This window comes from Polaribacter batillariae (genome assembly GCF_017498485.1).
GTDB lineage: Bacteria > Bacteroidota > Bacteroidia > Flavobacteriales > Flavobacteriaceae > Polaribacter > Polaribacter batillariae.
The window spans coordinates 1794497-1808956 of the sequence record NZ_CP071795.1; the positions used below are offsets into that span (position 1 = coordinate 1794497).

Sequence of the window (14460 nt, forward strand, 5' to 3'; positions counted from 1 at the left end):
ACCCCTAAACTAAAGTTTTTTAGTTTAGGGGTATTTGGCTATTAAACCATAAAAACAAGTAGTTATACCAAGCCCATATTTGTTCTGCAGGGTTTACTTCTGGAGAGTATGGAGGTTGAAATATTAAGACGATATTATCAGGAATTTTAATTTTCTTAGCCTTATGAAAAGCCGCATTGTCCACTACCATGACTTTAAGTTCGGTTGGATTTTCTTTGGATAATTCATTCAAAAACAACTCAAAAATATCGGCATTACAGTTTGGGTATTCCAGTAAAAACTTATCCCCGGTAATTGGAGAAAATGCACCAAAGAGATAGGTCGATTTAAACACCTGTTGAAAAGGGCAAATTGGCTTAACGCCTTTCACTGTTAAAGCGCGCCCATTTTTGGTAAACATCCCAAAACGACTCTCATCTTGAAAATAAAGATTGATGCTTTTGTAAGAATCTCGTTTTTCTTTTACGGCTTGTTGGCAGATACGACCAAAGTTTTTTTAAAAGCATCCACAGCTTTAGCATCCTTTTTGATGTGTGATTTACGAGCTACTTTTATCTTGGTACCAAATTGATTACGACAGAATACCATAAGACTATTATATTTCACTGTTTTTCCAAATTCTTCTTCTACCCAAATCAACAATTCTTTATAACCGCGAATACCTGATTTGGGATCACTTAGCTTAGCATAAATTTTCTCTCGTTCTTGCTTGGTAAACATAAAGGGAGCAGAGGCTGTGGTCTTATGAGCAAGTAATCCTTTTAAACCACCATTAAGATACATCGTTCGCCATCTTTGAATACTGTTATGATTTACCCCAACTAATTTAGCTAAAGCGTTTTTAGATAGTGGCTCTTTATGTTCTTTAATGACTTGTAGCATTCTAAGTCGTGGAATAAATAAAGCTTTACTCTTTTTTTGTAATGATTTTAATTCTTTAATACTCTCTTTTACTATAATTTGTTTTGGTAATGCCATCTTTTTATAATGAATTAATTAATAGTCTAATTTACGAAAAATAATAATTAAAACCAAATATTAGTCTAAAAAAATATTTATTTTGGGATAAAACTATATTTATTGTATTTTAATAATTGAAAGTCTTCCGTTGTTTCTTGCTATTATAATAGATTTAGAGTTATTGATAGAAATAAATTCGGCATTTTTAATGTCTCCATCTGCCCATAAATTCGAAAGGTTATTAGGAATAGATTTAAATTTATTACTATTATTTCCTTGAAGTAAAAAACCATAACTAGCGTCGTTTCTTGGTGTTTCAACTTCAGAACCATACATATTGCCTAAGAGTAAAATATCTTTGTTCTTATCTTTATTAAAATCATCAATTAATATTTTGTTTACAGACGATAATTGTGCTCTGTTTTCAAAAGCTTGAAAATTAAAAGTATCTCCTTTATTTTCTAACAAAGCAGAGGCAAAAAATGTAGCCGTATATTTTAAACTTTCTTTAAGTTTTTCTCCATAAATATCATTTATAGTTGCAGACCCGTAGCTTTCGTAAGTTTTAAATTTTTTCTTTATAAAAGGCATCTGTCCAGATGAACATTGCCTGCCTCTTAATGGATACACTTGGTCTTCTTGGCTGTAACCTAAAACAATATCATCGGTATTATTATCGTCAAAATCATTTATATACATAAAAAAAGGTTTTTCAAAACTTGCTTTATATTTATAATTTAAGCCTAAATTTCCTGCAATTATATCTAAATCGCCATCATTATCAATATCATTTACCTCGATAGAACTCCACCAACCAGTATGTTTTGATAATCCATATTGTTCAGAGTTGTTTTTAAAAACACCATTTTTGTTTATAAACAGTTCAATGTTACCCCATTCATTGGCAATCAAGAGGTCTTTTAGACCGTCTTTATTTATATCTGCCCACGTAGATGCAGTTACCATATTATGTTCTATCATTTCTGGTATTTTATGATTTGTAACATCTTTAAAACGTATTTTTCCGTTTGAAGAAATGTTTTCTAACAAATGACTTTTAACAAGCTGGCCATAAAACCCTGGTTTTACTCTGGCACCTACGAAAAGGTCTATATCTCCATCATTGTCGAAATCGGAAGCAGAAACGCTTAATCCACTTGACAAAATTTTTGGAATCGCGTTCGAATTTTTAATAAAATTACCTTTGCCTGTATTTTCATAAAAACGATCGATGTAGTAGTTACTATTTGGTTTTTCTTCTGTGCCTCCACTTATTACATATAAATCGTTGTCTCCATCATTATCCGCATCAAAAAAAATGGCACCAACATCTTCGTGAGATTTATCTTTAAAAAATGCACTGCTATTTTTTGAAAATTTTCCGGACGTATCTTGTATATATAAATTACTCGTATATCCTTTTGCTCCGCCAACAAAGAAATCTTCTAAACCATCTCCATTAACATCTGCTACAGCTAATGCAGGGCCTAACTGAGACATTCTATGTGGTAATAGAGTTTCTTTTTTAAAGTCGTTAAAATTATTTTCTTTATGAATAAAATTTACTCCACACTCTCGAGTTATATCTACAAATAAGTCTTTAGACTGTATTTTTTTAAAGTTTTCTTTCGTATTATTTTCTTGGTAAGAAACTGTGATTATTTGATTTGGTTTGATCTTTTTTACAATTTGAACTTTATTATTCGGCCAAATTACTTTTAAGCTATCTACTATATCATCTTTATTTAATCCAAAATGAATAGCGTCTGCCATAGCCGATTGAAAACCTCTTGTGAAATGATTTTCTATAGTTTGTTGATTAGATTTTGAATATAATTCAATACGTGCGCCTAAAGCATTCATGTTTTTTTTAGTCCCTTTTAATTTTACCTTTAAATAATTGTTCGAGGTTGCATTATTTTTATAGATAAAAGAGATACCTGAAGAATTGTTCACTACGATATCAATGGCACCATCGTTGTTAAAATCTGCGTAAGCAGCTCCATTAGAGTTTGTAAGGTTTTGCTTTATGTCTATTTTTTTAAATGTTAAATCTCCATTATTTATATAAAAGTAATTTTTCTTTTTACGAGATGGCATTTTGGATAAAATATCGGCAATATAACTTTTTGGTTCAATACTTTTATTTTTAATAACTTCAGCTTGTTTTGCTTTTCGATAGTTCACAAAATCGTTATTTCTAAAATCACCTTTTATTCCATTTGAAACGAATAAATCTTTATTACCGTCGTTATTCATATCAAAAAAGAGAGGTGCCCAGCTCCAATCTGTACTTGAAACTCCAGCAATTTGTCCTATTTCAGAAAACAAAGGGGTATTTGTTTCTTTACTAATTCCGTTATTTAGTTGCAGGGTATTGTACATATATTGATGGTGTAAACCGAGATTCGTGTTTTTATAAAATTTTTCGGGCGCCATTCCACTCATACTCGTTTTTTGAGAAAAATTATCTTCTGCCATCATATCAACTGCCATAATATCTAAAAGACCATCATTATTTATATCTGCGATATCATTACCCATAGAAAAATTAGAAATGTGTTTAAATGCTTCAAGAGAAGCTTCTCTAAACGTACCATTTTGGTTGTTGATATATAAAAAATCTTTTTCAGAAAAATCATTACCTATATATATATCTGGCCAACCATCGTTATTTAAATCTGCAATTCCTACACCTAATCCATAACCAATCATGTTATTAATTATTTGTGCTTCTTCTGTAGCATCAATAAATTTTCCGTTATTATTTTTATAAAGTCGATTTCCTCTATGTTCAGATTTTTGAGTAATAAGTCTTTTTAAATTATTCTCATCGTAGGTATCAATACCATGATTTAGTAAAAACATATCTAAATCGCCGTCTTTATCATAATCAAAAAAAGTAGCTTGTGTTGTGAAATTGGGGATATCTAAACCGTATTTTTGTGCTTGGTTTTCAAATTTAGGATTGCCATTACTGTCAACTCCTAAATTTACTAATAATTCATTTCTTCTTTTATTAGGATCTTTTAATTTTCCAGACTTACAATAGTAAATATCCATTAAACCATCGTTATTGATATCTACTAAAGTAACGCCGGTTCCAAATCCATAACCACCACCAGCATTAGCGATTGTTGTAACATCATTAAACTGGAAATTACCAACATTTAGATATAATTTATTTGTAGTTGTGCTATTTACAAAATAAATATCTATTAAATTATCATTATTAAAATCTGCTACAGCTACACCACCTCCATTATAATAGTATTCGTAAAATAATCCGTTATTATTTAAATTTTCTTTAAGTTCATTTAAAAAGAAAATACCTGTTTTATCGGGAGGAAGAACAGTAAAAAGGTCTTCTGATTTTTTATTTATAGGTAAAATTTGTTTTATTTTAGAAGTATTATCTTTTTTACAAGCATAAGCCAACATAACAACTAATAAATAAAATGTTATTTTTTTCATGTATTTATAATTTTAATTGAATAAAAGTGTTATTTAAAAGCACTAATTTTCGATTTTTAAGTATCGGATAAGTCAAATATATTATTTAGCTATTGAATTCTTCTTAAAAATACTATTAAACTACTAAAAAACAGCCAAATTTGTACTCGTTTTTATTCGTATTATTTTAAATTTTAAAAAAATAGAACCAATTCTTTAAATTAAAAATTGGTTCTATTAAAAATAAATTAATTTAAAATACTATTCGTAGCCTGGATTTTGAGTTAAATTAGGGTTTTTATCCATCTCTCCTTGTGGAATAGGAAATTTATAATTTGCGTCGTTCCAACTTCTGGTTTCCCAAATTTCTTTTCCATCATTTATTAGGTTACCATCGGTATCCATATCTACTCTGTAAATAGTTAAAACTTCACTATTTCCTGCTATTCCCCATCGCCTTATATCCCAAAAACGATGCTCTTCAAAAGCAAGTTCAATTCTACGTTCTCGTTTTACTCTTTTTCTTAATTCCGATTGATTAGTTAAAGAAATAGGTGGCATACTTACTCTGTTTCTAACAGTATTTATTGCATCTACGGCCAAATCTAAATTTGTACCGGCTTCAATTAAGGCTTCTGCATAATTTAAATATACTTCTGCTAATCTAAGATGAATCCAATGTTGTGTACTACGCTCATTATGGTTTCTGTCTTCTTGAATCATTTTTCTCATTCCATATCCAGTTCTAGTCCAATCGCCACTAGATGCAATACTTGCATTTCCTTCTGGTCTAAATTCCCATGTTTGCCCCTTCCATTCAACTCCATCATATAAAATCGAGGCTTCAAATCTTGGGTCTCTTCCTTCATATGGTTTACTAGAATCATAGCCAGAACCTGCTTCTTCTGGTAATAAACCAGTATCTTTCATCTCATATTGGTCTATTAAGTTTTGTGTTGGTCCTGTACCTCCCCATCCAGATATAGAAGTTGAAGATTTTGGGGTATTAAATAAGTTTGCCCAATGTATTTTATCTGGATCACTAAATTGAGTGTCGAAAATTACTTCAGATGCACCGTCTGTAACAAATACACTCTCATAATCACTATCAAGTGTTTTTGAAGTGTTGTCTAATACTTTTTTAGAGGCAATTGCAGATTCACTATATTTGCCTTGGTATAGAAGTACACGTCCTTTTAATGCCATTGCAGCATCCCAAGATCCTCTTGTAGAAGATCGTTCAGAAGCATTTGCAAAAAGATCTGCAGATGTATCTAATTCAGATATGATAAATGCTAATGTTTCTTCTTCAGTATTTCTTGAAACTAATAAGTCATCTGTTAACTCTTGAGGAACAGTAATAATAGGAACTCCTCCAAAGGTTCTTAACAGTAATGAGTAAAAATACCCTCTTAAGAAATGTGCTTCTGCTTTTAATCTATTTTTTACTGGATCTGTACCTTCTAGTTGATCGTAATTTTTAATAAAGTTATTTAACCTTCTTATTTGAAAGTAAGAATTGTTCCATAAACCATTAAAACGAGAATTGTTAGGGGTAATGTTTGCAGTATTGAAAATAGTATTTGAAGCTGGCCAAGGATATGAATTCTCAGCATCATCAGTAGCTGAGGCCAACATATACCATCCTCTTGAATACCCATTAGGTATGTTATTGTATATTGCATTTAAAAAAGCTTCAGCAAAAGCTGGATCTTTAAATACTATCTCTGAAGAAATACTGCCTTGAGGTTCTAATTCTATAGAATCACTATCACACGAAATTAGAATGATACTTAACGAAAGTATAGAAAATAATATTTTAATATTTTTCATGTTTTAATATTTTTTAAAATTGTAGGTTGAAACCCATGTTATATACTTTTTGTTGAGGATAAAACCATCCTCTTGCTTGAGGATTTTCAGGGTCTAAGTTCTTAATTTTCGACCATGTCGCTAAATTTCGACCATTTACATAAATTCTTAATCTATCTATACCAATTTTATTTGTAACTTCATCTGGGAAGGTGTACCCAACTTCAATGTTTTTAAAACGAATATAATCACCAGCCTCTACCCAATAAGATGAAACTCGTTCATTTACGGTATTGTTGGTTAACGATAATCGTGGGTAAGTTGCATCTGTATTAATTACATTACCATCTGAGCCAATCTGTGCACGGTCTAGGTGTTTATCAAATACTTTACCTCCATTAAAAAATGCCCAAGAAGCTTCTTGTGATAGGTACATATCAAAATTTGCAGCTCCTTGAAATAATGCAGAGAAGTCAAACTGTTTGTAATTAAACCCAAGGTTTAAACCAAAGGTAATTTCTGGAACATTGCCTCTACCGATAACTGTTCTATCGTCGTTATTTACTTTACCATCTCCATTTATATCAGCATATTTAATATCCCCTGGTTTAGGGTTTTGAGTTTGATAAACACCTTCTGGTGCGCTAGCGTTTAAATCATCTATTTCTTTTTGTGTTAAAAATAGCCCTTCTGCTACGAAACCAAATCGAGTTCTTAATGCTCGTCCAGTTCGTTTTCTTAACGGGTCTGTATCAGCGGCTTCAGCTATATCTATAACTTTATTTTTTGAATACCCAAGATTAAAATTTACAAAATAATTAAAATCATTTATATTATGGCTATGATTTAAGATAACCTCTAAACCCTTATTATCTACAATACCAATATTTTCTGCAGGTAAATTCGCTCCAAAAGTATTTGGAATCTCTAATGCTCTGGTTGTAAGTATATCTTTTGTTCTTTTGTAAAAAAGATCTGTTTCTAAAGTAAATAAATTATTCCATAAGCCAAGTTCTAGACCAAAGTTAACCGTTTTTGCTTTTTCCCAAGTTGTAGAAGTATCGGCTAAGCCACTACTTGCGATAGTTTGAGAAACATTAGAATTATCTATGAAAGGGCTTCCAAACCCGAAGAATTCTAAATACCTAAATGAACCTACACCTGCATCACTTCCTAGTTCTCCATAAGAAGCTCTAAATTTTAAATTGTTAATAATTTTAGAATCGCTTAAAAAATCTTCTTCAGAAGCTCTCCAAGCTAATGAAAATGATGGAAAGAACCCAAATCTAGATTCTTTACTAAATTTATAAGATCCATCATACCTTCCATTAAATTCAAATAGATATTTGCTATCGTAAGCATATGTAAATCGACCTGCATATCCTAGAATTGCAGTTTCAAATTCGCCATTGCTAATAGATCTTGTTCCAGCATCACCAGCAATAAATAAAGGTGTTGTCGTTCCAAGAAGATTGCTAATACCAGCATTTAAAACACTATATTTAGTATCTCTTCTCGAAAAAACAAGTTTTGTTCCAAAATCGTGCTTATCTATTACTTTAGAATAGTTTAAAATTGCTTCTGTCGTTAATTGATATCCTTTTGATCTAGATTCAGAATAACTAGCAGTTTCTCCTCTGTCTGAAGGTGTACTCAGAGAAAACACACCCGTATTAGCATTGAATGTTGTGTAAGTTCTAGGCACAGAAAAAACTTTTCTACTACCTGCATTATTTCCACCAGCAGATCTGTCGTACGCTATTTGGGTGGTAAGGCTTAAACCTTCTAGGAAGGGAAAATCTATGACTAGAGCGATTTTAGATTGAAAATCGAAATCTTCTTCTTTTATAAATCCATTATCAATCCAAGGTTGTTGACTAAATTCTGAATAAGCACCATTTGAATATTGATTCACTTCAGTTGGAGGTAAACGCATAATATTAGAAAACAAAGTGCTAGCGGTTATTCCAGGTCGATTTCTGTTTTCGATAGCTCCAGCAATGTCTGCAGTAAGTTTTAAGCTTTGATTAATTTCTACATCAATATTAGATCTAAAATTAAATCGGTTATAATTGTTATTATCATAAATACCATCTTGATACAAATATCCTAACGATGTATAATATTTAATTGTATTACTTGTGTTACTTCCGCTAGCAGACACATCTAAAGAGCGCATTACTGCGATATCATCTAAGGTTTCATCAATCCAATCTGTGTTTGGATGCGTATTTGGGCTCGAACCGTCTCTATATTTTCTCAAGTCTTCATCGCTATAACCTACAGGAACTCCATCATTGGTATTTGCCTCATTTAAAAGTGTAGCATAATTGTAAGAGTCTAAAAAATTAGGCATTCTCGTTGGCTGTTGAAGCGCCGAATATACATTTACATTTAATTTTGTTTTACCTTTACCTCTTTTCGTTGTAATTAAAACAACTCCATTTGCCGCTCGCATACCATAGATTGCTGCTGCTGCTGCATCTTTTAAAACACTAATGCTTTCGATATCGTTAGAGTTTATATTATTTAAATCTCGTGGAATTCCGTCAACTAAAATTAAAGGTGCATTCGAATTTAATGAACTGAGACCTCTAATGTTAATCGACGATGTATCGCTACCTGGTTCTCCAGAACTTTGTATTGTTACAACACCTGCTAGCCTTCCTGATAGTGCACTACTTAAATTTGAAGTACTATTTTTTACAATATCGTCTGATTTTATTGAAGCAATTGACCCTGTTAAATTTACTTTTTTCTGAGTACCGTAACCAACGACAACAATCTCGTCTAATTCTGAAGCATCTTCTTGCAGTGTTACATTGATAATGCTTCGATTATTAACCTCTATAGATTGAGTTGCATACCCAATATAAGAAAACAATAAAACACTATCTGTACTTGGTACATTTAAAGAATAGTCTCCATTAAAATCTGTAGAAGTACCTTTTGTGGTGCCTTTTATAGAAATAGTTACACCAATTAAAGGAGTACCGTTTTTATCAATAACTTTACCTGTAACTCTACTTTGTGTTTTAACCGAAACAGCCGTATTTAGACTTTTTCCATCTAAAGAAGAATAGGTTTTAAAGAAAGTCTCTGCAAAGGTTGTCGCAGTAGCTAAGTATAATAACAAAGCTGTAAGTAATTTAAAAATTCCTAAAAATGGAATTTTAAAAGGATTGAGGTTTTTTACATTCATACTTAAAAAATTTGATTGATTGATATTAAATTTTTGATATAAATAATTTTAGAAAATTAGAAGTTTTTTAAACTTTATAAAAACTGTTTAGTTGTTTTAAAAATAATTTACAGAGACCAAATTTACGTTTCTAAAAAAGATAATTAAACTTATCGGTAATGTATAAACTTAGTAAGGGATTTTTAAACTATTAGTTTCTGTTTGTATATAGTCTTTACAAATACAAAATTGCCTAGTTTTAAGCTTTAGCTCTTATTAAGTTTTAACTTGTTATGAATAGTTACTGTTTTTCGAAAGTCATATATTCTTGCTCTGAATAAAAGATTTTTAATATGTTCTCTTGCATTATTTTATAGGGGTTTTCCCAATTTCCAGTTTGTTGATTATAATTTGAGTTTAAACTTTGATAAAATAAATTCCCCCATTCAGTTTCATTTACTTCTGTTGTTGAAAACTCTAAAAACGTAAGTTGTCCATTTCTATCCTCCAAGGAAAAATTTCCTAAAAAATCATTAATAACTGTACTTCCTGTAAAATTTAATTCTTGATTGAAAATTATTGTAATATTATTAGAATTTGAAAAATCACTTTTTACAAGAACGTTATTGGTTGACTGATTAACGAATGAAGTTAATTTCCAAGACCCATAAATTGATTTTTTTTCTTGTTTTGCTACTTCTTTATCACATCCTGTAAAGAAGAAAAAAACTGTTGTAATTAAAAATATTTTTTTCATAATGCTTATTATTATTCGATTATGATTTGATGCGTTTCTGTTTTTTTTCAGATGTAATTTTTAAGAAATAGATTCCTTTTTTATATCTAGATACATTAATATCAGTTTGGTTGCTTAATTTTCCTTTCGAAATTAAATTCGAGCTGAAATCATAAAGTCCATAAGAGGCGAAAACGGAATTAACTGTTTTAACATTTTTTTATGCACCTTCATTATTTTGTGCCTTTTTCAGCTTATTCCGACCGTTATTAGGTTTTCGTTATTTGCCCGTAACTCTTTTTATTAATACAAAAATATCTTTTTTAACAAAAAATTAAGTAGGTTTTTTCTGCAAATACTGTATGCATTTTCTTCATTTTTAATAAAAAATAATTTTTACCTACACAAAACGATTAAAATGTGACTATTCCTTACTGATGTTTACCAACTTTATTTTGAAGCATTAAGTAAAAAAGGTTTATTATGGTAAATTCAATTTACTGATGGTATAATTTCTTTTGCAAATTTATTTCTTGAAAAATATAAATACTTTTATAAGGAGCAACTAGATAAAAAAAAGCTCATTTCTAAAGTTAGAAATGAGCTTTTGTATTCTGTGCAAATGCAACTTTATACCGTTTCTTGTTTGAAACTACTGTAAAAGAAAATGACAACTTTTTTTCTTTATATAAATTAGAACAATAGCGCATAGCCTTCGTTACAATCTCTTTTTACAATGAAGTGAAAAGGAAAAAGGGCTTATTACGATAGTTTCAAATGATAAATGGCATTACACCCATTCACAAATAATGCCTCCCATAATTGCTAAAGTTACAATCCAGTAACCTGCATTTATTGCTACATATTTAAATGATTTTTTTTCGAACATTGCTTGAATTCCTAAAATTGGTACAATTAAAAAGAAACCAAATAAAACTCCGTGAAAAGCACCATGTTTAAAAGTTCGAAATCGATCGCTATAAGTAGCCACAAAATTTTCGAAATAAGAATATGCCTCTCCTGTTTGTTCGTTAAAACCAGGCTCTCCTGCTAAAGTAGAAAAAACGCCCATTTGATGTATTACCATAGGCATTAAGGCAAATGCTATTAAAACACTTAAAATAAAACAAATAATAAGGGTTTTAACCATATTTGTTCCTTCTAAAGATTCTTTGGTAAACCCCATTTGAGCCATCCAAGCATTTCCAAATAAAGGACCGTACCAAACGAAGCCAACAATCATAGGCACTAATGCCGCTACAAAAAAGATGTAAAAATTCATTTCCATGATAAAAAAGTTTTGGTTGAATATCAAATATAGGAAATAAGTTTTTGATACTAAATTGGTTACATAAAAAAACGCAAAATAAAATCTTTTTGAGTTTTAATCGAAAAAGAGTTTCTCCAGGCTTTGCCTCGGGGTTTGCGTTGAAATTGTCATCCCATAAAAATGAAATCTAATACCAGTTATTGTTTGAAATTACTGGAAAAGAAATGGATGATTTTTTTCTTTATATAAAGAAGAAAACCAAAGCATAGCCTTAGCTGCGTTTTTTTTATTCTGAAATAGAAAAGGAAAAAAAGCGATTTGCTATAGTAATTTCAAATGGAAAAGGGTATAAATAGAGGATTTTGGTTTTTTGACTTTTTTAGGTCAAAATAAAACCAACGAAATACCTCTGTAGATTTGCTCTGAGGATCGTTGGTTTCAAAAAATTCTTTATTTAATTTTTAAAAATTACAGGAAGTTTATTTGATCTGCATCGATTTTCCAATCGCTTCTAACTCAAAAAGAAACGCCCTTTTGTTTACAGAAGGTGCATAAGTAAATCCTTCAAAAACAATAACTCTGTTGTTTTTTTTATCAATTACAGAGTAATTTACAAACGGTCCTGCCATAAAATCGTTTTTAACTTCCCATTTACCTCTTGTTTCGTACGCTTTTTTTCCTGCTAATTTTATTTCTGTTGTAAAAGGGGTGTACGCTTCTTCTGTAATCATGTGCATGGTTTCTTGATCCGAACCTGGAATGTATTTTTCGCCAATACTATCTCTTACTGCCACAATATTTTCCGCAACTTTTTCTTCGTTTATTAAAGGTATAGAATATACCAAGATATTATTACTACCTGTTTTGGCAATGCCACTTGTTAAATGTTGTCTTAACCACAAGAATTCTCCAGTATCATCTACCGTTTTAAAATTGTCTGGAATAACAAAAGAAACCCCTAAATTGGTTAACGTTTTGTAATTAGAATTGTCTATTTCTCTGGTTTTAAAAACACTTTGCGTCATTTCTATATCCGATTCGATATAGGCATCTATAATTTGCTTTTCGTACTTTTTAAACATTTTAAGTACACTTGCATCATCTGTTCCATATACATAGATAATGGTTTGCGGCTGTGCGTAAACGTTCTTTTTAATGTAAAACTTCTCTTGATCGCTTTCGCCAATTATTAAAATGTTTCTGGTAATTTTCATCATCGTACCAAAACCGTTTGGGGAAATTTGAGACACCGATAATATGGGTTCTGGCTGAGGTAAACCTATCATTAACTCTCCAAAAGAGTTTCTAATTTCTTTTCCTAAATCTCCGTTCCAATCGCTAGCTTTTGCAACGACCATCACTTTGTTAATTTTTCCTACAGAGCCTCTTAAGACGAATTTATCGCTTCCTGTGCAGGAAAATAAAAATATTGAAATTGCAAAAAGTGTAAAAATTTTTTTCATGATTTAGCTTTTGTAAATTTTAAGTTTTGTTCCAGGTTTTAAACTTTTAACACTCCAAATATTGTTCCATTTTTTAATTTGATCGATAGAAACATTCTTATATTTTCTAGAAATTATCCATAAAGAGTCTCCTTTTTTAACTGTATAAGTTTCAAAATTTGCTTTTTTATTATTATTTGAAGCCACTTTCGTAGAAGTTTTTTTCGCAGAACTCTTTGCTATTGCTAACTTTTTAGGATAAACACTTAATCTTTGGCCAATTTTTAAACGACTTGTTTTTAAACGATTCCATCTTTTTAAATCGCTTACTCTTACTCCAAATTTATTGGCAATTTTTCCTAAAAAATCTCCACTTTTTACTTTATAACGGATTCTTTTATCCATCTCGAAGTATTTTGGAAGTGGTTTTTCTCTTTTGGAAGCATCTGCTTCTGCCAAAGCATAAATCTCTTGCTCTTTATCTAAAAATTGAAATGTGTTTTTTCTAGGCAATGTAATCGAATAATTTTTTCCTTCTATAAAAGGAATTACATCTAATTTGTAAGACGGGTTTAACAACTGAATTAACTCTGAACTAATTCCAGTTGTTTCTGAAACCTGATCGAAAGTTATTGTTTTTTTAACATGAATGGTATCTGTTTCGAAATGGCGAATTTGAGGTGCATCTGCAATTAATTCGTGTTCTTTTTGATATTCAAACAAATACATTGTTGCGTAAAAAGCTGGTACATAACCTGCGGTTTCTGTTGGTAAAAACGGGCGAATGTTCCAATAATTTCGGTAACCGCCAGAACGTTTTATGGCTTTTGCAACGTTTCCTGGACCTGAATTGTAGGCAGCCAATACCAAATCCCAGTCTCCAAAAACAGTAAACAAATCGGATAAATATTGACAAGCAGCAATCGTAGATTTTAATGGATCTTGGCGTTCATCTACATAAGAACTTACTTTTAATTTGTATTGTATTCCTGTAGTGTACATAAATTGCCACAAACCTGTAGCTCCAACTCTCGATTTTGCAGTTGGGTCTAAGGCAGATTCTACAATGGCTAAATATTTCATTTCCAAAGGAATATCGTATTGATCTAAATATTTTTCGAACATTGGAAAATAATATTCGGCTTTTGCCATTAATGCTGGGTAGTATTTTTTTCGGTATTTTAAATACGATTTAATTACCTTTTCTAATGCAGGATTGTATGCTAAATGAAATGGTGTTTTGGCGTCAATTTTTTGAAGTCTTTCTTTTAAAATTTCTGTAGATAATTCTACAGAGGCCACTTCTTTATTTTCGGCATCTTTAAGAATATAGGTTGTGGTTTCGTATAGTGGAGACTTGTATTTAGATTCCATTAACAAACTATCAATTAAAACAATATCGTAATCTGAAAATAAATCTTCTTGAGTTATTTTTTTAGGAATTGAATCTATAGGTGCTTGTGCAAAAATATTTGCAGAAAACAGTAAAAATATTATTTGTTTTTTCATAAAATTGGTATGTCTGGTCGAACGCAGTCGAGACCTAAATATAAGCTCTTGTTGGCTACGCTTTTATCTTTAAATTAAAATACATTTTAATTTTTAA

9 protein-coding genes and 1 pseudogene are annotated in these 14460 nt (G+C 30.6%); all 10 read right to left on the reverse strand.

Annotation, left to right across the window (positions count from 1 at the left end; all coding sequences use genetic code 11):
* Positions 1–19: 19 nt before the first annotated feature.
* Complete coding sequence (locus tag JL193_RS07655) at positions 20–481, reverse strand: IS630 family transposase (RefSeq protein WP_207973419.1); 462 nt, start codon at positions 479–481, stop codon at positions 20–22.
* A complete protein-coding gene (locus JL193_RS07660; protein WP_207971278.1) occupies positions 463–978 on the reverse strand; it encodes a helix-turn-helix domain-containing protein in 516 nt (171 codons plus the stop codon). The genes JL193_RS07655 and JL193_RS07660 overlap by 19 nt, the downstream gene beginning before the upstream one ends.
* Positions 979–1077: 99 nt before the next feature.
* On the reverse strand, positions 1078–4434 hold the full coding sequence (locus JL193_RS07665; RefSeq protein ID WP_207973220.1) for a VCBS repeat-containing protein: 3357 nt from the start codon (positions 4432–4434) through the stop codon (positions 1078–1080).
* A gap of 240 nt (positions 4435–4674) precedes the next feature.
* On the reverse strand, positions 4675–6246 hold the full coding sequence (locus JL193_RS07670) for a RagB/SusD family nutrient uptake outer membrane protein (RefSeq protein ID WP_207973221.1): 1572 nt from the start codon (positions 6244–6246) through the stop codon (positions 4675–4677).
* Positions 6247–6259: 13 nt separating this feature from the next.
* Positions 6260–9427 (reverse strand): SusC/RagA family TonB-linked outer membrane protein, encoded by a 3168-nt coding sequence (locus JL193_RS07675; RefSeq protein ID WP_207973222.1) that lies wholly within the window; start codon positions 9425–9427, stop codon positions 6260–6262.
* Between the two features lie 280 nt (positions 9428–9707).
* Complete coding sequence (locus tag JL193_RS07680) at positions 9708–10163, reverse strand: META domain-containing protein (protein ID WP_207973223.1); 456 nt, start codon at positions 10161–10163, stop codon at positions 9708–9710.
* A 19-nt stretch (positions 10164–10182) separates the two neighbouring features.
* A pseudogene (locus tag JL193_RS17500) lies at positions 10183–10341 on the reverse strand (T9SS type A sorting domain-containing protein); the annotation flags it as partial.
* Between the two features lie 591 nt (positions 10342–10932).
* Positions 10933–11430, reverse strand: a complete 498-nt coding sequence (locus JL193_RS07690; RefSeq protein WP_207973224.1) for a DUF1761 domain-containing protein — start codon at positions 11428–11430, stop codon at positions 10933–10935.
* A gap of 461 nt (positions 11431–11891) precedes the next feature.
* Positions 11892–12875, reverse strand: a complete 984-nt coding sequence (locus JL193_RS07695) for a DUF4837 family protein (protein ID WP_207973225.1) — start codon at positions 12873–12875, stop codon at positions 11892–11894.
* A 3-nt stretch (positions 12876–12878) separates the two neighbouring features.
* Positions 12879–14363 (reverse strand): LysM peptidoglycan-binding domain-containing protein, encoded by a 1485-nt coding sequence (locus tag JL193_RS07700; RefSeq protein WP_207973226.1) that lies wholly within the window; start codon positions 14361–14363, stop codon positions 12879–12881.
* Between the last annotated feature and the right edge of the window lie 97 nt (positions 14364–14460).